Here is a 21,680-nt window from a genome sequence, read left to right on the forward strand (position 1 = left end):
CGCAGTTTATCAAAAAGATCGAAGCGCCCAGAATGACAACCATCGATCACCAAGGAGCCACCATGAAAGCCATCGCCTACCAGGACAACCTGCCCATCGCTCACGCCGATGCCCTCGTCGACATCACCCTGCCGGACCCGGTCGCGACCGGCCGTGACCTGCTCGTCGAGGTGCGGGCCGTGTCCGTGAACCCCGTCGACGTGAAGGTGCGCGCCGGCTCGAAACCGGCCGACGGCGAGTGGAAAGTGCTGGGCTGGGATGCCTCCGGCATCGTGAAGGCCGTCGGGCCGGACGTGACGCTGTTCCGTCCGGGCGACCGCGTCTGGTACGCCGGCTCCATCGCCCGCGCCGGCAGCAACAGCGAGCTGCAACTGGTCGACGAGCGCATCGCCGGCAGGATGCCGCAGTCGCTGGACTTCGGCGGCGCCGCCGCGCTGCCGCTGACGAGCCTCACGGCGTGGGAACTGCTGTTCGACCGTCTGGAAGTGCCGACCGACGAGCGCGGCAAAGGCAAGACGTTATTGGTGATCGGCGCGGCGGGCGGCGTCGGCTCGATCCTCGTGCAGCTGGCGCGCCAGCTGACCCGCCTGACGGTCGTCGGCACGGCGTCACGTGCGGAGACGCGCGACTGGGTGCTGAAGCACGGCGCCCACCACGTGATCGACCACGGCAGGCCGCTCACCGACGAGATCCAGCGTGCGGGCCTGGGCGCGCCGGACTACGTGATCAGCCTCACGCACACGGAGCAGCACTTCGACCAGATCGTCGAGATCATCGCGCCGCAGGGTAAATTCGGGCTGATCGACGACCCGGCCCCGATCGACGTCCGCAAGTTCAAGCGCAAGGCCGTGTCGCTGCACTGGGAACTGATGTTCACGCGCGCGCTGTTCTCGACGCCGGACATGATCCGCCAGCACGAGATCTTGAATCGCGTGGCGGACCTGATCGACGCGGGCACGATCCGCTCGACGGCCAACGAGAATTTTGGACGCATCGATGCGGCGAACCTCAAGCGAGCGCACGCGCTGATCGAGTCGAACCGCGCGCAGGGCAAGATCGTGCTGGCGGGGTTCTGATTACAAGCGCCGCGTAAATTCCATCGAAATCGGATAGACCATCTCGCACGGCTGCCCGTGGCAGGCGGCGGGCTTGTAGCGCATGGCCATCGCGGCGCTGGCGATGTAGCGGATCACGTCGTCGTCGAAGCTGCCCACCTTGCGCACCTCCTTCGCCTTGCCGTCCGCGCCGACCAGCACGTGCAGGCGCAGCAGGCCGCGGGCGGCGTACTTGCCGGCGACAGCCACCGCGAGCCGGTTGAATTCGACGGTGCCGTTCAGCGGATACGGCGGATCGTCGCCAGGTTCCAGCGCCGGATAACCGTTGCGGACGATATCCTTCTGTTCGGGGGTGAGACCATCCCAGCCGACGTTGGTCGGCAGCGGCGAGCGCACGTCCGTCTTCGCCAGCAGCGTGCCCGTGTCCGGCTCGGCCTGGCGCTGCTGGAACGTGTTCTCCGGCTTGGGACGGGCCAGCGCCCCGTTGCGGGCACCAACATCGAGCGTGCCGACGCGGCCGCTGCCCGCATACGTGATGCGGTCGCCATCGACTGGACGGCCATCGCGGAACTCGCCTTCGACCATGCCGCCGAGCGCGTACGTGAGACGGCCCTGGCCGTTCGGCCGGTCGGCGTGGAATTCGCCCTGGTAGGTATCGCCGTTCGGATAGATCTGCACGCCCTTGCCCTCGCGCCGCATCATCTTGAGGCCGCCTTCGTAGCGCAGCTCGCTGGCAAAGTGCAGGTAACCCTCGCCATCCGGCACGCCGTCGGTCAGCGAGCCGATGTACGTGAATTTGTCGCCTGCTTTCAGCTTCGCTTCACCGCTGACGGCGCCGTGCGCGAGCGTGCCTTCGATGCGGCGCGTGGTGCCGTCCTTCGTCGTCCATTCGAGCACGCCCTTGCCTTCCGCATAGCCATTGTTGCAGGGGCCCGTCCAGTGCACGGACTGGTCGTTGGGTGCCGGGAGAAGTTTGCCGACCTGGCAATCGTCGGCGTGGGCCGCCTGTGCGAGGCAGGCAGCCAGGAGGAGAGGCAGGGCGGTTTTCATCAACCCACTCTAGCATGCGGACCCGGACCGCATGCTCACCGATTCTCACCGCTGGCGCAGCCTGAGCGACATGTAGCTCAAGTCATGGCCGACCCCCGCGATCCGGAGCATGTCCGCCACGCGCGCGACGGTCGTGAAGCCGGCGCGCGCATACAGTTCGACCGCCGGCCGGTTGTCGGACAGGACCTCGAGATCGATCCACTCGATGTCCGTTTCGGCCCGTGCCCAGGCGGCCGCCGTTTCGAGCAGGCGTCGCCCGAGTCCGCGCCGCCGCCACACGCGGTGCACGCCCATGCCGAGCATGGCGCGGTGCGTCGCGGCCGGTTCCGGGCGGCCGCGCAGGTCGATGTGGCCCGCGATGTCGCCGTAGGCGTCGATGGCGAGCCACAGGCGGCGCCAGCCCGGCTGGCCGGCGGGGATGTCGATGCCCTTGATGAATGCGATGCGCAGCCCGGCCGGCAGGCGCGGCTGGCCCGGAGCGATGGGCTGGAACAGCGGCGTGCCGTCGGCGCCGTTGTCGCGCAGGTGGTCGTCCAGGTAGGCGAAGAATGGCGCCAGGTCGGCTTCATTGGCCGGGCGGATCGTCAACGCCTCCGTGTTGTCCATCAATGCGGTCACAAAGCCCTTGCAATCAAAATCTTCTGGATGTCGCTCGTGCCTTCGTAGATCTGGCACACGCGCACGTCGCGGTAGATGCGCTCGACGGGGAAGTCGGCCACGTAGCCGTAGCCGCCGAACACCTGCATCGCCGACGATACCACGCGCTCGGCCATCTCGGATGCGAACAGCTTGGCCATCGCGGCTTCCTTCAGGCAGGGCAGGCCCGCATCCTTCATCGCCGCGGCGTGCAGGATCAGCTGGCGCGCGGCCTCGATCTGCATCGCCATCTCGGCCAGGCGGAACTGCACCGCCTGGTGGTCGAAGATCGGCGTGCCGAAGCTTTCGCGCTCCTTCGCATACGCCAGCGCGGCCTCGAACGCGGCGCGCGCCATGCCCACCGATTGCGACGCGATGCCGATGCGTCCGCCCTCCAGGCCCGACAGCGCGATCTTGTAGCCTTGTCCTTCTTCGCCGATCAGGTTTTCAACCGGGACGCGGCAGTTGTCGAACACGATCTGCGCCGTGTCCGACGAATGCTGGCCCATCTTCTGTTCGATGCCGGCGACGATGTAGCCGGGCGTATCGGTCGGCACCCAGAACGCGCTGATGCCCTTCTTGCCGGCCGCCTTGCTTGTTACGGCCATGACGATCGCGACGTCGCCATTCTTGCCGCTCGTGATGAACTGCTTGGTGCCGTTCAGGACGTAGTGGTCGCCGTCGCGCACGGCCGTCGTGCGCAGGGCGGCGGCGTCGCTGCCCGTGTGCGGTTCCGTCAGCGCGAACGCGCCCAGCAAATCGCCCTGCGCGAGCGGGCGCAGCCAGCGTTCCTTCTGCGCCGCGTTCGCGTACGTCATCGCGATCGAGCACACGGGGCAGTTATTGACCGAAATGATGGTGGAGGTGCCGCCGTCGCCGGCCGCGATCTCTTCCAGCACCAGCGCCAGCGCGACGTAGTCGAGGCCCGCGCCGCCGTACTGCTCGGGCACGGCCACGCCGAACGCGCCCAGCTGGGCCAGTTCCTTCAGCTCGTCCTTCGGAAAATGGTGCTCGCGGTCCCAGCGTGCCGCATTGGGCGCCAGGCGTTCCTGCGCGAAGGTGCGCAGGGCGTCGCGGATCATCTGGTGTTCTTCGGTCAAAATCATGTTGTCTCGGTTGTTATCTTGGACGGCTCACCATGGGATGGGCGTGCCGTCGTAATTGAGGAAGGCGCCGTTCTGCGCCGGCGTCGCCTTGGCCAGGGTGGCGCGCAGTCCAGCCGCGCTCTGCTCGACGGTGAGCGTGGCGCTCGCGCCGCCCATGTCGGTCTGCACCCAGCCCGGATGGAACGTCAGGCACGTCGCGCCCTGCGGGCCGTACGTCAGCGCGGCGTCGGCCAGCACGGAATTCAGCGCGGCCTTGCTGGCGCGGTACAGCGAGCCCTGGTTGCTCGTGCGCGTGCCGATGGAACCCATGCGCGACGAGATCACGGCCACCTTGCCGCGCGTGGCAGTCACCAGCGGTGCGACGATCGGCAGCAGGCGCATCGCGGCCAGCACGTTCGTGTGCATGACGTCGTCGAACTCCTTCTCCGTCGGGAAGCCGGCGTGATCGGGGCCGTACACGCCCGCGACGAGCCAGGCGGCGTCGACCTTTTCGTCGTCCAGCTTCCAGCCCAGGCCACCGATCGATTCGGCATTCGTGACGTCGACCTGGTGCGCTTCCGCGCCGAGCCGGCGCAGCGCATCGCAATCCGCGGGCTTGCGCGCGGTGGCGATGACGCGCCAGCCGTCGGCGCGGTATTGACGGGCCAGTTCGAGGCCGATGCCGCGCGAGGCGCCGATGATGAGGGCTGTGGACATGGATGCTCCTTCACGGTATGGATGACAGTCCGTCACCATACCGTGTTTTAGCAACGCGTGCGTGACGGTCAGACCATCTCGATCGCCATCGCGGTCGCTTCGCCGCCGCCGATGCACAGCGACGCCACGCCGCGCTTGCCGCCCGTCTTCTTCAGCGCGCCCAGCAGGGTGACGATGATGCGCGCGCCGGACGCGCCGATCGGGTGGCCCAGCGCGCACGCGCCGCCGTGGACGTTGACCTTGCTGTGCGGGATGTCCAGCTCGTGCATCGCGGCCATCGGCACGGCGGCGAACGCTTCGTTGATCTCGAAGAGGTCGACGTCTTTCGGCGTCCAGCCAGTCTTCTTGAACAGCTTCTTCAGCGAGCCGATCGGGGCGGTCGCGAACTGGTCCGGTTCCTGCGCGTGCGTCGTGTGCGCGACGATGCGGGCGAGCGGCGTCACGCCCAGTTCCTTCGCCGTCGACTCGCGCATCATGACGAGGGCCGCGGCGCCGTCGTTGATCGACGACGAAGACGCCGCCGTGATCACGCCATCCTTCTTGAAGGCCGGACGCAGCGTCGGGATCTTGTCGACCTTCGCCTTGACGGGGCCTTCGTCCTTCTCGACGATCGTTTCGCCCAGGCGGTTCGCGACGGTCACCGGTGCGATCTCCCACTGGAAATCGCCGGACTCGGTGGCGTTCTGCGCGCGCTTGACGGATTCGATCGCGAACGCATCCAGCTGCTCGCGCGAAAAACCGTACCTGGCCACGCACTCCTCGGCGAACGTGCCCATCGAGCGGCCTTCGCCCGTCTTCTCGTTGCGCGAATACGCGTCTTCCAGGCCGTCCATCATCATGTGGTCGAACATGACGCCATGGCCGAGGCGGTAGCCGCCGCGCGCCTTCGGGATCAGGTACGGGGCATTGGTCATCGACTCCATGCCGCCCGCCACGACGACGTCCGCGCTGCCGGCCTTGAGCACGTCGTGCGCGAAGATCGCGGCCTGCATCGCGGAGCCGCACATCTTCGACAGCGTGACGGCGCCGGTCGACAGCGGCAGGCCCGCCTTGATCAGCGCCTGGCGCGCCGGCGCCTGGCCCTGGCCGGCCATCAGGCAGTTGCCGAAGTAGACGTGCTCGACGAGGCTCGCGTCGACGCCGGCGCGCTCGACGGCCGCCTTGATCGCCACGGCGCCCAGGTCGCTCGCGGATTTCGAAGAGAAGTCGCCCTGGAAGGCGCCCATCGGGGTACGGGCGGCGCCGACGATAACGATTGGATCATTCATTGTGTAAGGTCTCCAAGTAATGGGGTTGCGGCGAGGGTGTCGCCGGGTTCGTTGGGTCCGCGAGATGGAACCGGATGTGCTGCGGATACGGAAAAATGTCTTCGAGCTCGCCTGCGAGGATGCGGTCCTTGTGCGACTGCCACCAGACGCGCGTCAATAGTGCGGCATGGTGTTTCATGAACGCGGCGCGTATCTTTGGGTTCGCGAGCAGGAAGCGCGCGAATTGTTCGGGAAAGACGTCGTGCTTGCCGATGGGATACCAGGGCTCGGCGGCCATCTCGTCTTCCTCGTTCCGCGGCTGCGGGATGTCGCGGAAGTTGCAATCGGTGAGGTACTCGATCTCGTCGTAGTCGTAGAACACGACGCGGCCATGTCGGGTCACGCCGAAGTTCTTGTACAGCATATCGCCCGGAAAAATATTCGCGGCGACGAGGTCGCGGATCGCATTGCCGTACTCGAACACGCCATGTTCGATGAGGTCGTCGTCGCCGCTGCGCTGTGCACGGTCCAGGTAGATATTCAGCGGCACCATGCGCCGCTCGATGTACAGGTGCTTGATGACGATGTGGTCGCCTTCGATGTCGACGAGCGAAGGGGCGAACCGGCGCAGTTCGGCCAGCAGTTCCTCGTCGAAGCGGGACAGCGGAAAGGCCACGTCCGAGTACTCCAGCGTGTCCGCCATGCGGCCCACGCGGTCGTGGTGTTTCACCAGCAGGTATTTTTCCTTGATGCGGGCCCGTGTCGTCTCTTTCGGCGGCGGATAGAAATCCTTGATCACCTTGAACACGTACGGGAAGGAGGGCAGTTCGAACACGAGCATCACGAGTCCGCGGATGCCGGGCGCGATACGGAAGGCGTCGGAGCTGTGCTTCAGGTGCTGCAGGAAGTCGCGGTAGAACAGCGTCTTGCCCTGCTTTTGCAGGCCGAGGATCGTGTAGATTTCGCTGCGCGGCTTTTTCGGCATGAGGCTGCGCAGGAATTGCACGAACGCCGACGGCACCTCCATGTCGACCATAAAATAGGCGCGCGTGAACGAGAACAGCAGGATCACCTGCTCGGGGTCGGTCAGCACCGCATCGAGGACGAGCCGGCTGGCGCGGTCGTGCAGGATCGGCACGACGAACGGATGCTCGCGGGCGCCGTTGATGACGCGGCCGACTATATAGGCGGCCTTGTTGCGGAAGAACAGGCTCGACAGCACGTGCAGCTGCTGGTTCGGCTCGCGCTCGTGCAGGCCGAAATGCTCGACCATGCGTGCCTCCACGAGCGCGATGTCGCGGTCGAGGTCAGCGAACGGGCAGTCGAGCTGGAAATTCGTCACCATGCGCCGCAACGAGAAGCGCAGGCCGTCCGCTGCCGGGTAGTACACGCGGTAGGTCGGGGCCGGCTCGTCCGTCTCGATATATTCCGTCGAAACGGCCGGGCGCACGAAGATGAAATCGTTGCGGTAATAGCTGCGGTGCAGGATGTGGCAGCAGACGGAATTGAAGAAGCTCTCCGCCAGTTCCGGGCGCTTGTGGTCCGTCAGCAGGCCAATGTAATGCAGCTTGGTCTCGCGCCAGGTGTCGTCGTCGAGGTCCTCCGGCGCGTATTCGTCTTCCAGCGCATGCACGCATTCCTGCACGCGCTTGTCGTAGAAATCGATGCGCTTGCGCGCGGCCTGCTGGGCCGTCGTCCAGTCGGCACGCTCGAACCAGGTCTTGGCCGTCTTGCTGGCCTGGCGGAACAGCGTGTAGTGGCGGTCGAAGCCGTCCAGGATGGTGCGCGCGATGTCGAAGGCGATCTGGGACGACAGCAGCTTGGGGAAAGTGGCCTGGGTCATCGTGCGGCTCGCGCGGTGGAGAACGTTATTGTTATTGTATTACCCGATCCGTCGTTCCCGCCTGGGGGGGCGGGAACGACGTTCGTGGCTTTCGGGCTACGTGGAGTTGTTGTTCAGCCGGCTCTTGCCGATCTTCTTGTTCGCCCGGTCTCCTCTTCTCCACAAACTTACATCGTCTCGCCGAACAGCTCGCGCCCGATCAGCATGCGACGGATTTCGCTCGTACCGGCGCCGATCTCGTACAGCTTGGCGTCGCGCCACAGACGGCCCACGGGATATTCGTTGATGTAGCCATTGCCGCCCAGCGTCTGGATCGCCTCGCCGGCCATCCATGTCGCTTTTTCGGCGCTGTACAGGATGGCGCCGGCCGCGTCCTTGCGCAGGGCGCGGACCTGTTCCGGCGACTGTGCACGGTCGCAGGCTTGACCTACCGCATAAACATACGCCCGACAAGCCATCATCGTCGAATACATATCGGCCACTTTGCCCTGCATCAATTGAAACTCACCAATTGCTTGACCGAACTGCTTGCGCTCGTGGATATAAGGCACTACCGCGTCCATACACGCCGACATGATGCCCAGCGGGCCGCCGGAGAGCACGGTGCGTTCGAAATCCAGGCCCGACATCAGCACGTTCACGCCCTTGCCCACGCCACCCAGCACGTTTTCGACGGGCACTTCGCAATCCTGGAATACCAGCTCGCCCGTGTGCGACCCGCGCATGCCCAGCTTGTCCAGTTTTTGGGCGATCGAGAAACCTTTAAAACCTTTCTCGATGAGGAACGCGGTCATGCCGCGCGGGCCGGCCTCGATGTCGGTCTTGGCGTAGACGACGAGCGTGTCGGCGTCCGGACCGTTCGTGATCCACATCTTGGTGCCGTTCAGAACGTAGCGGTCGCCCTTCAGCTCGGCGCGCAGCTTCATGCTGACGACGTCGGAGCCGGCGTTCGGCTCGGACATGGCCAATGCACCGACGTGCTCGCCCGAGATCAGCTTCGGCAGGTATTTGCGCTTCTGCTCTTCGTTGCCGTTGCGCTTGATCTGGTTGACGCACAGGTTCGAGTGGGCACCGTACGACAGGCCGACGGAGGCCGAGGCGCGCGAAATTTCTTCCATGGCGACGATGTGCGCCAGGTACCCCATATTGGCGCCGCCGTATTCCTCGCCGACGGTGATGCCGAGCAGGCCCAGTTCGCCCATTTTTTTCCACAGGTCCATCGGGAACTGGTCGGTGCGGTCGATCTCGGCCGCGCGCGGGGCGATTTCGCTCGCGGCGAACTGTTGTACAGCTTCGCGCAGGGCGGCGATGTCTTCGCCGTGGTCAAAGGTCAAGCCAGGGAGATGCAGCATGTCGTCCTCGTTCTCGTCGTCTAGTGGATGGCTGATGGCCAGGCTAGATGATAGCGCGGAGTGACGTTAACGTAAACGTCAAGCGACTGCCCGTACTCAGCGGCGGCGCCTGCGCCACATCCTGCGTACCGCCCAGGCCGCGACCAGGATGGTGAACAGCCACGGCAGCAGATATGCAATGCCCGACACGGCGAACGCGATTCCCTGCGACAGGTTGCTGCCGAACTGTTCCAGTGAACGGCGGATCGGCGCCCAGAACGGCCGTTGCCGGTCCGAGCGGATGGACACGTTCAGGATGTCGGTGTCGACGCGCTGGGCGAGCTGGGCGCGCTTGCCGTCCGCCGTTTCATACTTCGACTGGATCTCGGCCAGTTCGCGGTTGACCTTGATCAGTGCGTCGACGTCGTTGCCGGCGCGGTTACGCAAGGCTTCGAGACGGCTGCGATAGTCGTCCAGCATGGCCAGTTCGCGTGCCGTATCCGCGATCGGGCCGGACAGGTCTTCGACGTGCGTCGACTGGCGGGCAAGCTCGGCTTGTTTCCCCATTGCCGCGATCAGTGCCGGGACGACGTCCGGCCTGGCACGGAATTTCAGCGATGCCGCGGCGTCGGGCTCGCTGTCGATGCGCGACTCCAGCAGGGTGCACGCGGCGGCGGCTGCACGGCAGGCGCGCAGGCCGTCCGCATACAGGGCTGCCACCTTGTCCGGTGCAGCGTCGACGTCGACGAAGTGCTCGTAGGCGAGTTGCCGCGCCGCGTTTGCGCGGTCATGTTGTGCGATGGGCGCCTGCTCGCGCATCGGCATCTGCTGCACCTTCGAGCAGCCGGCGAGCGTAGCGAGCAGAAGCGCGAGGGATAGGTAGGAAAAGAAATTGCGATGCATGCCTGATTGCTTCCTGGATTGGTTCGTCTGGAACCCCAAGATAGCAAATCGTCCTCCGGAAAAAGACGCGCTTTATATCAGGCTGCGTCCTTTTCGCCGGCATCCTCGCCCAGCAGAGTGCCGGCAGCGTCCGATTCCGCCAGCAGCCGCCGGCATTCTTCTTCGTGAACAGAAATTTCCGCCAGCGACATCTCGATATCCGCCCGCTGCTGCTCCAGCGTCTCGCGCTGGTGCGCCAGCACGCCCAGGAAACGGTTGATCTGGGCCACCGTGTCCTTCGGCGTCTCGTACATGTCGATGATGCTTTTGATCTCCGACAAGGTCAGGCCCAGGCGCTTGCCGCGCAGCGTCAGTTTCAGCCGGGTGCGGTCGCGCGGCGTGTAGACACGGTTGCGTCCGCCCTGGCCTTCGCGCATCGGGCTCAGCAGCCCTTGGTCTTCGTAGAAGCGGATCGCACGTGCGGTGATGTCGAATTCGCGTGCCAGTTCGGCGATGGTGTAGGTGGTGGCCATGGTGTTCTGCGGGTCAAAAGTGGCGCGGTCCGGAATCGCTTAGAATCACAGCCTGCGCCTTCCGTTTACGTTTACGTCAAAGCGTTTGCGGCATTGTAACGCGCCTGCGCCCCGCATCCATACGAAAGTCCATTGCATGAATCCCCTCGAAGCCCAGCTCAGCTATCCATTCGGCGATGCCATCCCGCCGCTCGGCACGGTCACGGACGTGGCGCCCGGCCTGTCGTGGCTGCGCATGCCGCTGCCGTTCGCCCTCGACCATATCAATCTGTGGCTGCTCGACGATGCCGCGGAAGGCAAGCGCGGCTGGTCCCTCGTCGACTGCGGCGCCGGCACCGATGCGACCCGGGCCGCCTGGGAACAGCTGTTCACGGACGCGATGGAAAACCGGCCGCTGCTGCGCGTGTTCGCCACTCACTGTCACCCCGACCACGTCGGCTTGTCCGGCTGGCTGTGCGACCGGTTCGACGCCCCGTTCTGGATCAGTACGGGCGAGTTCGGCTTCGCGCGCATGATGGCCGCCGCGCTGCCGGGCGTCGACGGCCCGTCGGCGATCCCGCATTTCCAGCGTCACGGTCTCGTCGACCCCGGCATGCTCGAGCAGATGCAGAGCCGCAAGAATTACTACCCGTCGCTCGTGCCGGCCGTGCCGGCGGCATACACCCGCCTGCAGGATGGCCAGCGGGTCGTCGTTGGCGCGCGGGAATGGCGCGTGATCACCGGTTTCGGTCACTCGCCGGAACATGTCTCCCTGTACGACGAACAAGACCGCATTCTGATCTCGGGCGACATGGTGCTGCCGCGCATTTCGACGAATGTTTCCGTGTTCGCCGTCGAGCCGGAAGGCAACCCACTGCAGCTGTACCTGGATTCGCTGGACAAGTTCGCCGACCTGCCCGACGACACCCTCGTCCTGCCCGCGCACGGCAAACCGTTCCGCGGCGTCCACACCCGCATCGCGCAGTTGCGCGCGCACCATGCGGCACGGCTGGACGAAGTCCGCGCCGTCTGTGCCGAGCCGAAATCTGCAGTTGACATTGTCCCGTTGATGTTCAAGCGACAACTCGACGCGCACCAGCTCAGTTTTGCGATCGGCGAGGCTCTGGCCCATCTTCATTATCTTTGGTACAACGGTAACCTCGTGCGTGTAACCGGCGACGATGGCATCGTCCGATTTAAGTTGACTTAAAACAACATATTGAGGCCAATGGGTGTCGCAAAAATCACGACAATCTAACCGGACTTCTCACCACTTTGTTGACTCTTGGCATCATTTGTCGTGCTAAGAGGAAGAAATGTTCCAATTTTCAGTAGGAAATTGAACGAGCAAACGTTTTCCTTTTCCTGTAGGATATTTTTCACACATATCTCACAGAATGCTGGATACAACGGGAATTGCTGGACAGCACTGTGAGAATTGATCAATACTCACTCATTTGTTACCTACAGCCTCTCCTGCCGTCACAGACGGTCTGGTCAACGGAGCGACCTAATGACGGCTTTGCATGAACCCTTAGTGCCACCCATGAATTCGACTAACGAACGGGAGAGCTTCAGCGAGCGCCTGCAGCAAGCCCTGAAAAACGCCCATTATTCTCCGGACAGTCCCACCCGGCTCGCGCGGGAATTTAACATTCGCTTCGAGGGCCGTCCGATTACGGTCCACGCGGCACGTAAATGGCTGGTCGGAGAGGCGATCCCGACCCAGGAAAAACTGCGCATGATCGCGCAGTGGCTGGGTGTGCCGGCCGACTGGCTGCGCTTCGGCGGTTCGGAAAATGCCGCCGCCAATGGCGACGGCGCCGACGGCAGCACCCGGTTCGAATCGGCCGACGTCAAGCTGATCGCGGACCTGCAACGCCTGGACGAGCACCACAAGCAGCTGGCGCGCGAATTCATCCGCATGCTCGTGCGCATGAATCACCAGCAGCAGAAATAATCCTTCCTGATCGCCATCGGATTCACGATGGCCGCATCTCATGACGCGGCGTCCGCAAGTTCCGGGCGCCGCGTCACGCACTTCTGTACTGCAATTTTTTTTCTGCGATTAGTCCGCACAAACCGCCGAGTCTCGCGCATAATCGGTAACGCTAACGGAACGTCGCAACCGTCGAGTTCGCGTTCCTGCCTGGCGCCCGCCAGCGGCACTTCGAAAAACCGTCGGCGGTTTATCGACCTGCCTTAGTGTTATCGGTCATATAAGGATGCAGTCGCCTCATGATTAATAACTACAGCAACACCGCGCAGTTGAAGGATCTCATGACAGCACCGCCGATGACGGCGGCCCAGCACGCAGAAATCATGCGCAAGCGTAACGAGCAGCGCAGAAAAATCGAAGATGCAAGAGAACAGAGACGGGCCGAACGCGACCCGTACGGCGACCTCGCCTGATCAGGGCGTAGCGCCGTTCATGCCGCCCCAGCGCGGGGCGAGATCGTTCGTCACGCCCAGCAGGTCCATGACGCGCGCCACCGTGTGGTCGACCATCTCGGCTATGGTGGCGGGGCGGTGATAAAAGCTCGGCAGCGGCGGGAAGACGATGCCGCCCATTTCCGTGACCGTCGTCATGTTGCGCAGGTGCGCCAGGTTGAACGGCGTCTCGCGCACCATCAGGATCAGGCGCCGGCGTTCTTTTAAAACGACGTCAGCGGCGCGCGCGATCAGGTTGTCCGACAAGCCATGCGCGACCGCGGCCAGCGTCTTCATCGAACAGGGGGCGATTACCATGCCGGCCGTCTGGAACGAGCCGCTGGCGATCGAGGCGCCGATCTCGCGGTTGCGGTGCACCACATGGGCGAGCGCTTCCACGTCGCGCCGTTGCAGGCCGACTTCCTGGTGCAGGGTGAGGGTGGCGGCGTCGGAAATGACGAGGTGCGTCTCGACGCCGGGTACGGCGGCCAGCCGCCGCAGCAGCTGCACGCCATAGATCGCGCCGGTCGCGCCGGTGATGGCGACGACGATCCGGCGCGGGCCGGGATCAGCCATTCTTCTTGAGCAGGGCCTGCAGTTCGCCGGACTCGTACATTTCCGTCATGATGTCCGAACCGCCGACGAATTCGCCGTTCACGTACAGCTGCGGAATGGTCGGCCAGTTCGAGTATTCCTTGATGCCCTGGCGGACTTCCGCGTCTTCCAGCACGTTGACGGTGGCGATGTTATCGACGCCGCAAGCCTTCAGGATTTGGATCGCGCGGCCCGAAAAACCGCATTGCGGGAACTGGGCGGTGCCCTTCATGAACAGCACGACGGGCGTGGCGGTCACGGTCTCTTTGATCCAGGATTGTACGTCGCTCATTTGGTTCTGCCTTTGGTGAGAATTTGAGTGGATGACGGCATTTTATAAGAAAACCGGGACGGGCGTCCCGGCCGTCGCTTCAACGCTTCAACTTGGCAAACGCCGCCGCCATCGCGCCGCCGCCTGGCGCCGAACGCTCCTGTTTCTGGTGCTTATTCTGGTGATCCGCCATGCGCTTGCGGTCATCGCGATCCGCACGCTGCTGGGGTTGCGACCCCGCCTGCGGCGCGCTGTCCGACAAACGCATCGTGAGCGCGATGCGCTTGCGCTTGACGTCCACTTCCAGCACTTTCACCTTCACGACCTGGCCCGCCTTGACGACCGTGTGCGGATCCTTCACGAACGTGTTCGACAGCGCCGAGATGTGCACGAGGCCATCCTGGTGCACGCCGATGTCGACGAATGCGCCGAACGCCGCCACGTTGGTCACGACGCCTTCCAGGATCATGTCCGGACGCAGGTCCGAGATCTCCTCGACGCCTTCCTTGAACGTGGCCGTCGTGAATTCCGGACGCGGATCGCGGCCCGGCTTTTCCAGCTCCTTCAAAATATCGGTCACGGTCGGCACGCCGAATTTGTCATCCGCATACTTCGCCGGATTCAGGCGTTTGACCAGCGCGCTGTCGCCGATCACCGATTTGATGTCCTTCTGGATATCGGCCAGGATCTTCTCGACGACCGGGTACGATTCCGGGTGCACGGCCGACGCGTCCAGCGGATTGTCGCCGTTCACGATGCGGAGAAAACCCGCCGCCAGTTCGAACGTCTTGTCGCCCAGGCGCGGCACCTTCTTCAGCGCCGCGCGCGACGCGAACGCGCCTTGCTGGTCGCGGTAGTTGACGATGCTCTGCGCGACGCTGCTCGACAGGCCCGACACGCGCGCGAGCAGCGGCGCCGATGCCGTGTTGACGTCCACGCCGACCGCGTTCACGCAATCCTCGACGACGGCGTCGAGCTGGCGCGCGAGCTGCGTCTGCGACACGTCGTGCTGGTACTGGCCCACGCCGATCGATTTCGGATCGATCTTCACCAGTTCCGCGAGCGGATCCTGCAGGCGGCGCGCGATCGAGACGGCGCCGCGCAGCGACACGTCCAGTTCCGGCAGTTCGCGCGACGCGAATTCCGACGCCGAGTACACCGACGCGCCGGCTTCCGACACGACGATCTTCGTCAGCTTCAGCTCCGGGTTCTGCTTGATCAGGTCCTGCGCGAGTTTATCGGTCTCGCGCGATGCCGTGCCGTTGCCGATCGAGATCAGGGACACGTTGTGCTTCGCGGCGAGCCTGGCCAGCGTGTGCAGCGAACCGTCCCAGTCGTTGCGCGGCGCGTGCGGGTAGATGGTCGACGTGTCGACCACCTTGCCGGTCGCGTCGACGACGGCGACTTTCACGCCCGTGCGCAGGCCCGGGTCGAGGCCCATCGTCGCGCGCGGGCCCGCGGGTGCCGCGAGCAGCAGGTCCTTCAGGTTGCGCGCGAAGACCTGGATCGCATCGCCTTCCGCCTTTTCGCGGAGAAGCCCCATCAGCTCCGTCTCGATGTACATGAAGCTTTTTACACGCCACGTCCAGCGCGCCGTGTCGAGCAGCCATTTGTCGGCCGGACGGCCCGCGCCCTTGATGCCGAAGCGCGCGGCGATGCGGCTTTCGCACGGGTTGTGCGGCGCGTCCCATTTTGGTTTTTCCGGCTCGGAATCGAGGCGCAAGGTCACGTCCAATATACCCTCGCGGCGGCCGCGCATCAGCGCCAGCGCGCGGTGCGACGGCACGGTCGCCAGCGTTTCCGAGTAATCGAAATAGTCGGCGAATTTCTCGCCTTCTTCCTGCTTGCCGTCGACGACCTTCGATTCGACGACGCCGTGTTCCTGCACGTATTCGCGCAGCGATTGCAGCAGTTCCGCGTCTTCCGCGAAGCGCTCCATCAGGATCTGGCGCGCGCCGTCCAGCGCGGCCTTCGTGTCGGCCACGCCGGGGTTCGCGACGCCGTCCGCGTTGGTGAATCCTTCACGCAGGTATTTCGCGGCTTCGGCCTCCGGATCGCGCGCCGGGTCGTCGAGAAGGTCGTCGGCCAGCGGCTTCAGGCCGGCCTCGATCGCGATCTGGGCCTTCGTGCGGCGCTTCTGCTTGTACGGCAGGTACAGGTCTTCCAGCCGCGTCTTGTCTTCCGCCAGCGAGATCGCCTGCAGCAGCTCCGGCGTCATCTTGTTCTGTTCCGTGATGGACGAGATGATCGCGGCGCGGCGGTCTTCCAGTTCGCGCAGGTAGCGCAGGCGTTCTTCCAGCAGGCGCAGCTGGATGTCGTCGAGGCCGCCCGTGGCTTCCTTGCGGTAGCGGGCGATGAAGGGGACGGTCGCGCCTTCGTCGAGCAGGGCGATGGCGGCGGCCACCTGTGCCGGTTTGGCGGACAGTTCTTGAGCGAGGCGTTGTTCGATCGAAGGGAGCATGAGTTCGGGTCAGTCGGTGAATCGAACGGGCAATGATACGCAATCGCGGGCGATGCGCCAGTCTTGACAGGCACGACGATCTACGGTGGCGTGGGAAAGCGTGAACTTGCCAGAGAGGAATGCTGGTCACGCTGGTCTACACGCGCTGGCTGGGCAGCGCCCACGTCTTCGACTGGGGGCGTGCCATCTTCGTGGGCGTCGTGTGCGGGATCGGCGCCGCCGTCTGGCCGGACAAGCGTGCCGGCAAGGCCGGCGGCGACGGACGATAGCCGGTCAAGCATCAGATCTGCGCCTGGCCACCATCGACGAACAGCTCGGCGCCGTTGACGAAGCTGGCATCGTCGGACGCGAGGAATACGGCGGCTTTCGCGATCTCGTCCGGCTCGCCGACGCGGCCCAGCGGGATCTGCGCGGCCAGGTAGTCGACGAGGCCCTGTTGCGCGGCGGCGTCGTTGCCGGCCAGTTCGACGAGGCCGGCGGTGCGGGTGGCGCCCGGGCTGATCGTGTTGACGCGGATGCCGCGGTCCTTCAGGTCCAGGATCCAGTTGCGGGCGAAAGCGCGCACGGCGGCCTTGCTGGCGGCGTAGACGCTGAACGCCGGGGTGCCGGAGCTGCCGGCCGTCGAGCCGGTCAGGATCACCGAGGCGCCTTTCGACAGCAGCGGCAGCGCTTTCTGCACGGTGAACAGCGTGCCTTTCACGTTGCGGCCGAAGGTGTCGTCGAACTGTTCTTCCGTGATTTCACCCAGCGGGAGCATCGAGCCGCCGCCGGCATTGGCGTGCAGGACGTCCAGGCGGCCGAAGCGGGCGCGGATCTCTTCATACAGGCCATCCAGCGCGGTCAGGTCGCTGGAGTCGACGCGTAATCCGATCGCGTCGTGGCCGATGCTGTTTACCGCGGCGTCCAGTTCAGCCTGGCGGCGGCCGGTGACGATCACCTGCGCGCCTTCGAGGGCGAAGCGTTGGGCGGTGGCCAGGCCGATGCCGCTGGTGGCGCCGGTGACGAGAGCGATTTTGTTGGCGAGTTTGGCAGTCATGATGTTCTCCGTTTGGTTGATGTCGAAGTCGACGGAAACCATCGTACCGAGGTAAACTCCACATTAAAATAGCACTGATCGCAAACTATCTTTGCATTTTTGTCGTGCATACTTCGGAAGGCCGATAGGCATCGGCGCCGGGATGCCGTAACATGTCGGGTTCGATAACTCATCGGTTCCCCGCCGACGACGAACGATGTCCCTGTTGCCCGATTTCGAAGGTCTCGCGATGTTCGCCAAGGTGGCCGAGGAACGCTCGTTCGCCGGGGCCGCGCGTGCGCTCGGGGTGTCGGTGGCGACCGTGTCGCGGGCCGTCGCGCGGCTCGAGGAGCGGCTCGGTGCGCGGCTGTTGAACCGGACGTCGCGCCAGCTGGCGCTGACGGAATTCGGCCGCACCATCGCGGACAGCGCATTGAAGATTTATCGCGAAGCCGAAGAGGCGGAACATGCCGCGCGCGAGATGTCGGCGCGGCCGCGCGGGCTCGTGCGGCTGGCCGTGCCGATGTCGTTCGGGGTGCGTTGGGTCGCGCCGCTGATGCCCGCGTTCTTCCGCGAATATCCCGACGTGCAGATCGACCTGCACCTGTCCGACGCCACCGTCGACCTCGTGGGGCAGGGCTTCGATGCCGCCCTGCGCATCGCCGTGCTGCCCGATTCGTCGCTGGTGGCGCGCAAGCTGTGTCCGGTGGCGCAGGTCATCGTGGCCTCGCCCGAGTATCTGGCAACGCGGGGAACGCCGCGGCATCCGTCCGAACTCGTGGACCATCCTTGCCTCGGCTATACCTATCGCGCGCGCGTCGACGTGTGGCGCTTCACCAACGAGGCCGGGGAGGAAGTCGCCATCAAGCCGGAGGGTCCGCTGCGGGTGACGAATTCGGATGCGCTCCTGCCCACCGTATTAGACGGCCTGGCGATTGCCGAGTTCCCCGAATTTATTGCGGCAGATCACGTGCGCGCCGGGCGGCTTGTCCCCATACTGGAGGGCTGGCAGATGGCGCGAGGTGGCCTGTACTTCGTCACGCCATCGGCACGCACACGGCCGGCCAAGGTGGAAGCCCTGGCCGAGTTCTTCATGAAGCACCTGAGTGCGCCGGACTGGCGCCTCGTGTCATGACGCACCCGCAAAAAAATGCGTGATGGGGGCTGGCAAAGCGAGGCGCCAGAGTGTAACTTCTACTCTTTTCGTCTCGTAAAGTTTTACCCGCTACGTGCGATCCTTAACAAAGCTGTTCGGGTCGCATGACAGATAATAGGAATTGTTGTTTTTTCAAATTAAAGACTCGTGAGACCCATGCACACAGTTGATTTTCATCGCGACGACACCAGCGACGCACCGCCGGCTCGAGCACCTGCACGCGCTCCGGCCCTGCCCGCACCGGTGTTAAGCTGGCTGCAAAGGGTCGAGGCGGCAGCACATCCCCAGCCGAAGCTGACCGCGGAAGTCACTGACCCCAAGGCCGTCCAGTACAAATTCGTTTATGTCATGGCCCCGACCAGCGGCGGCCGTCACGTCGCGGTCTGCCTGTGCAAGGCGCGCCTGCGTCCGAACGGCGACGTGGCCGCGGCCAGCCCGGTGAGCGAAGTGTTCTCGCTGCTGTCGGCGCCGCCCGCGTACCTCGAAGGCGAGGACGAGGACCTGGTGCGTTTCTTCATCGCCATGCGCAGCGGCTCCAACCAGAGCACGAGCGCGACCGAGCCCAAGGGCAAGGTCGGCGCCATCCTGCTGCAGCAATTGCTCGCGCAAGGGAAACTGCTGTGGGCGAACTCGTGGTCCGACATGACCAATGGCCTGCTGTATCCGCTGCAGGCGGGGCCTGTGCGCAAGGCCAATCTCACGTGGCGCGACGAAGGCCGCGCGGCCAAGCTCGGCTGGTCGGTGGAGCCGGCCAAGGGCGCGACGCATCCCGGCGCCGACCTCGTCGACTACATGCTGCCGACGGATCCGCCGTGGTACATCGACAACCTGTCGTGCGGCCCGCTGGACCTGAACCGCGGCGGCATCGACATCTCGCTGGCCGACCTGCAGGCACTCGTGTCGCAGGCGCCGGCGCTGGCCGGCAACGACAAGAAACGCGTGTCGCAACTGCTGCTGGCACATGGCCTGCAACAGCTGATGCCGCTGCCGCAGCCGCTCACGCAGCGCATCCGCACCGATGTGAAACCGCAGCCTCACCTGCTGCTGGACGCCATCCCGCAGGCCGAGGGTAACGGCCAGCGCTGGCAGGACTTCGCCGTGCTGTCGTTCGACTACGACGGCCAGCGCATCTCGTTCGACCCGGCCCAGCGCGTCGTGCGCCAGATCGGCGACGTCACCGAAGTCATCGAGCGCGACGAAGTGCTGGAGGCGGCCGCACTGGACACCCTGAACAAGCTGGGCTTCCGCAAGCCGGCCACGCCGCCGCTGTCGGCCCTGTCCGGCGCGCTGCTGCTGGATGGCCAGGCGCACTGGCTGCGCTTTGCCGAAAACGACCTCGACGCGCTGTCCGACCTCGGCTGGCACGTGCAGAAGTCGCCGAAATACCGCTACGACGTCGTGCCGGTCGAAGAGTGGTATGCCGACATCGACGAACCGCCCGAGGCCGGCAACGCGTGGTTCGAGCTGGAGCTGGGCATCGTCGTCAACCGCAAGCGCGTGCCGCTGCTGCCCGTGCTGGTGCAACTCATTCGCACGGCGCCGCTGGACTTCAATCCGGACGTGCTGGCCGCGCACGCGGAAGCCGACCAGATGCTGGCGACCCTGCCCGATGGCGTGCGCGTGGCGCTGCCGTGGGGCCGCGTGAAGCCCATCCTGTCGACCCTGGGCGAGCTGTATTTCAACGACAAGATCAAGAACAAGGTTCGCCTGTCGACGCTCGATGCGGCGCGCCTGGAAGAACTCGCCAAAGGCACCGAACTGACCTGGACGGGCGGCGAGCGCCTGCGCGAAACGGGCCGCAAGCTGAGCCAGTTCGGCAAGGTCAAAAAAGTCGATGCGCCGAAGGGCCTGCAGGCCACGCTGCGCGATTACCAGCTGGACGGTCTCGCGTGGATGCAATTCCTGCGCGAATACGACCTGGGCGGCATTCTCGCCGACGACATGGGTCTCGGTAAAACCGTGCAAACGATCGCCCACATCCTGACGGAAAAGGAAGCGGGCCGCCTCACGAACCCGGCGCTGGTCATCGCGCCGACGAGCCTCATGACGAACTGGATGGAAGAAGCCGCGCGCTTCGCCCCGGACCTGAAGGTGCTGCTGTTGCAGGGCAAGGAGCGCATGGATCTGTTCGACCAGATCGATGGCGCCGACATCGTGCTGACGACGTACGCGCTGCTGCCGCGCGACGAGGAAAAGCTGCGCGAGCACGAGTACCACCTCGTGATCCTCGACGAATCGCACTACATCAAGAACACGCGCTCGAAGGCGGCGCAGACGGCCGGCTCGCTGAATGCGCGCCACCGCCTGTGCCTGTCCGGCACGCCGCTGGAAAACCACCTGGGCGAGCTGTGGTCGCAATTCCACTTCCTGCTGCCGGGCCTGCTTGGCGACGAGAAGACGTTCAACACGCAATTCCGTCACCCGATCGAGCGCCAGGACGACCCGGTGCGCCGCATGCTGCTGAACCGCCGCATCAAGCCGTTCCTGCTGCGCCGCACGAAGGACCACGTGGCGAAAGAGCTGCCGGAAAAGACGGAGATGATCCGCCGCATCGAGATCACGGGCCCGCAGCGCGACCTGTACGAGACCGTGCGCCTGGCGATGGACAAGAAGGTGCGCGAGGAGATCGACCGCAAGGGCGTGGCGCGCAGCCAGATCGTCATCCTGGAAGCGCTGCTGAAACTGCGCCAGGTCTGCTGCGACCCGCGCCTGGTGAAAGCCATGCCGGGCAAGAAGAACACGGCGGCCGTGTCGGCCAAGCTGACGGACCTGATGCAGATGGTCGACGACCTGCTGGGAGAAGGCCGCAAGATCCTCGTGTTCTCGCAGTTCACGAGCATGCTGGGCCTCATCGAAGAGGAACTCGATGCGCGCAAGATCCCGTACGCGATTCTCACCGGCGAGACGCGCGACCGTTCCGCGCAGGTGGCGGCATTCCAGCAGGGCGCCGTGCCGATCTTCCTGATCAGCCTCAAGGCCGGCGGCGTCGGCCTGAACCTGACCGCGGCCGACACGGTCATCCACTACGACCCGTGGTGGAACCCGGCGGCCGAGAACCAGGCGACGGACCGTGCATGGCGCATCGGGCAGGACAAACCCGTGTTCGTCTACAAGCTCATCGCGAAGGGCACGCTGGAAGAAAAGATCCAGTTGCTGCAGCAAAAGAAATCGGAGCTGGCGGCGTCGATCCTGGCCGAAGGCGAATCGCAGAAGATGGCGCTCACGCAGGAAGACCTGCAGGCGATCTTCGCGCCGCTGGACGAGTAAGCGCGGTAGCGTCGTATTCAAAGGGCAAGCCAGGGCGGCTTGCCCTTTTTATTTGCGCATGCATATATTGAATATGCGTGTTCGACGCAACGGCCGGGGTCGGTTATCTATGCAAAGCGATATATCGG

General features: G+C 64.7%; 20 protein-coding genes. 7 read left to right on the forward strand and 13 right to left on the reverse strand.

Going from position 1 to position 21,680, the window contains the following annotated elements; translation table 11 throughout:
• The first annotated feature begins 62 nt into the window (after nucleotides 1-62).
• The gene (locus ACEN9G_RS13525) at nucleotides 63-1,076 is read left to right on the forward strand and encodes a zinc-binding alcohol dehydrogenase family protein (RefSeq protein WP_413340631.1); all 1,014 of its coding nucleotides are present in this window, start codon (nucleotides 63-65) and stop codon (nucleotides 1,074-1,076) included.
• Here the strand turns inward: ACEN9G_RS13525 and ACEN9G_RS13530 are convergent, their stop codons facing one another.
• From ACEN9G_RS13530 to ACEN9G_RS13570, 9 genes are all read right to left on the reverse strand, one after another.
• A complete protein-coding gene (locus ACEN9G_RS13530) occupies nucleotides 1,077-2,105 on the reverse strand; it encodes a hypothetical protein (protein WP_413340633.1) in 1,029 nt (342 codons plus the stop codon).
• Nucleotides 2,106-2,150: 45 nt separating this feature from the next.
• On the reverse strand, nucleotides 2,151-2,723 hold the full coding sequence (locus ACEN9G_RS13535; RefSeq protein ID WP_413340634.1) for a GNAT family N-acetyltransferase: 573 nt from the start codon (nucleotides 2,721-2,723) through the stop codon (nucleotides 2,151-2,153).
• A complete protein-coding gene (locus ACEN9G_RS13540) occupies nucleotides 2,720-3,847 on the reverse strand; it encodes an acyl-CoA dehydrogenase family protein (protein ID WP_413340635.1) in 1,128 nt (375 codons plus the stop codon). Before ACEN9G_RS13540 ends, ACEN9G_RS13535 begins: the two co-directional genes overlap by 4 nt.
• A gap of 27 nt (nucleotides 3,848-3,874) precedes the next feature.
• Nucleotides 3,875-4,543: an SDR family oxidoreductase gene (locus ACEN9G_RS13545; protein ID WP_413340636.1), complete on the reverse strand. Its 669-nt coding sequence runs from the start codon at nucleotides 4,541-4,543 to the stop codon at nucleotides 3,875-3,877.
• Between the two features lie 68 nt (nucleotides 4,544-4,611).
• On the reverse strand, nucleotides 4,612-5,811 hold the full coding sequence (locus ACEN9G_RS13550) for an acetyl-CoA C-acyltransferase (protein WP_413340638.1): 1,200 nt from the start codon (nucleotides 5,809-5,811) through the stop codon (nucleotides 4,612-4,614).
• Entirely contained in the window at nucleotides 5,804-7,633 is a 1,830-nt protein-coding gene (gene aceK, locus ACEN9G_RS13555) for a bifunctional isocitrate dehydrogenase kinase/phosphatase (RefSeq protein ID WP_413340640.1), read from the reverse strand. Before aceK ends, ACEN9G_RS13550 begins: the two co-directional genes overlap by 8 nt.
• 167 nt (nucleotides 7,634-7,800) lie before the next feature.
• The gene (locus ACEN9G_RS13560) at nucleotides 7,801-8,985 is read right to left on the reverse strand and encodes an isovaleryl-CoA dehydrogenase (protein WP_413339508.1); all 1,185 of its coding nucleotides are present in this window, start codon (nucleotides 8,983-8,985) and stop codon (nucleotides 7,801-7,803) included.
• A 96-nt stretch (nucleotides 8,986-9,081) separates the two neighbouring features.
• Complete coding sequence (locus tag ACEN9G_RS13565; RefSeq protein ID WP_413339506.1) at nucleotides 9,082-9,867, reverse strand: DUF4349 domain-containing protein; 786 nt, start codon at nucleotides 9,865-9,867, stop codon at nucleotides 9,082-9,084.
• Nucleotides 9,868-9,944: 77 nt separating this feature from the next.
• Nucleotides 9,945-10,379, reverse strand: a complete 435-nt coding sequence (locus tag ACEN9G_RS13570; RefSeq protein ID WP_052170522.1) for a MerR family transcriptional regulator — start codon at nucleotides 10,377-10,379, stop codon at nucleotides 9,945-9,947.
• Between the two features lie 136 nt (nucleotides 10,380-10,515).
• On the opposite strand from ACEN9G_RS13570, the gene ACEN9G_RS13575 reads away from it, so the two are divergent.
• The 3 genes from ACEN9G_RS13575 (at nucleotide 10,516) to ACEN9G_RS13585 (ending at nucleotide 12,770) form a co-directional block, all read left to right on the forward strand.
• The gene (locus ACEN9G_RS13575; protein WP_413339504.1) at nucleotides 10,516-11,568 is read left to right on the forward strand and encodes an MBL fold metallo-hydrolase; all 1,053 of its coding nucleotides are present in this window, start codon (nucleotides 10,516-10,518) and stop codon (nucleotides 11,566-11,568) included.
• Nucleotides 11,569-11,904: 336 nt separating this feature from the next.
• Nucleotides 11,905-12,318, forward strand: coding sequence for a transcriptional regulator (locus ACEN9G_RS13580; RefSeq protein WP_036233319.1), 414 nt, complete (start codon nucleotides 11,905-11,907; stop codon nucleotides 12,316-12,318).
• 278 nt (nucleotides 12,319-12,596) lie between these two features.
• Nucleotides 12,597-12,770 carry a hypothetical protein gene (locus ACEN9G_RS13585; protein WP_413339502.1) on the forward strand — a complete coding sequence of 58 codons (174 nt, stop codon included), beginning with the start codon at nucleotides 12,597-12,599 and terminating at the stop codon, nucleotides 12,768-12,770.
• Here ACEN9G_RS13585 and ACEN9G_RS13590 read toward each other — a convergent pair whose 3' ends face one another.
• The 3 genes from ACEN9G_RS13590 to ACEN9G_RS13600 all read right to left on the reverse strand — a co-directional run bounded on the left by ACEN9G_RS13590 (nucleotide 12,771) and on the right by ACEN9G_RS13600 (nucleotide 16,114).
• Nucleotides 12,771-13,364, reverse strand: coding sequence for a UbiX family flavin prenyltransferase (locus ACEN9G_RS13590; protein WP_413339500.1), 594 nt, complete (start codon nucleotides 13,362-13,364; stop codon nucleotides 12,771-12,773). It lies immediately after the preceding gene.
• Complete coding sequence (gene grxD / locus ACEN9G_RS13595; protein WP_056126084.1) at nucleotides 13,357-13,674, reverse strand: Grx4 family monothiol glutaredoxin; 318 nt, start codon at nucleotides 13,672-13,674, stop codon at nucleotides 13,357-13,359. Before grxD ends, ACEN9G_RS13590 begins: the two co-directional genes overlap by 8 nt.
• A gap of 79 nt (nucleotides 13,675-13,753) precedes the next feature.
• Nucleotides 13,754-16,114, reverse strand: coding sequence for a Tex family protein (locus ACEN9G_RS13600; RefSeq protein WP_413339497.1), 2,361 nt, complete (start codon nucleotides 16,112-16,114; stop codon nucleotides 13,754-13,756).
• A 119-nt stretch (nucleotides 16,115-16,233) separates the two neighbouring features.
• On the opposite strand from ACEN9G_RS13600, the gene ACEN9G_RS13605 reads away from it, so the two are divergent.
• Nucleotides 16,234-16,383 carry a hypothetical protein gene (locus ACEN9G_RS13605; RefSeq protein WP_413339495.1) on the forward strand — a complete coding sequence of 50 codons (150 nt, stop codon included), beginning with the start codon at nucleotides 16,234-16,236 and terminating at the stop codon, nucleotides 16,381-16,383.
• Between the two features lie 11 nt (nucleotides 16,384-16,394).
• On the opposite strand, the gene ACEN9G_RS13610 is transcribed toward ACEN9G_RS13605, so the two are convergent.
• Nucleotides 16,395-17,150: an SDR family NAD(P)-dependent oxidoreductase gene (locus ACEN9G_RS13610; RefSeq protein WP_413339493.1), complete on the reverse strand. Its 756-nt coding sequence runs from the start codon at nucleotides 17,148-17,150 to the stop codon at nucleotides 16,395-16,397.
• Nucleotides 17,151-17,346: 196 nt separating this feature from the next.
• Here ACEN9G_RS13610 and ACEN9G_RS13615 point away from each other — a divergent pair, with 196 nt between their 5' ends.
• The gene (locus tag ACEN9G_RS13615) at nucleotides 17,347-18,264 is read left to right on the forward strand and encodes a LysR family transcriptional regulator (protein ID WP_413339491.1); all 918 of its coding nucleotides are present in this window, start codon (nucleotides 17,347-17,349) and stop codon (nucleotides 18,262-18,264) included.
• Between the two features lie 177 nt (nucleotides 18,265-18,441).
• On the forward strand, nucleotides 18,442-21,552 hold the full coding sequence (locus tag ACEN9G_RS13620; protein ID WP_413339490.1) for a DEAD/DEAH box helicase: 3,111 nt from the start codon (nucleotides 18,442-18,444) through the stop codon (nucleotides 21,550-21,552).
• Nucleotides 21,553-21,680: the final 128 nt, after the last annotated feature.

It is taken from the genome of Massilia sp. Masssp94 (assembly GCF_059491305.1).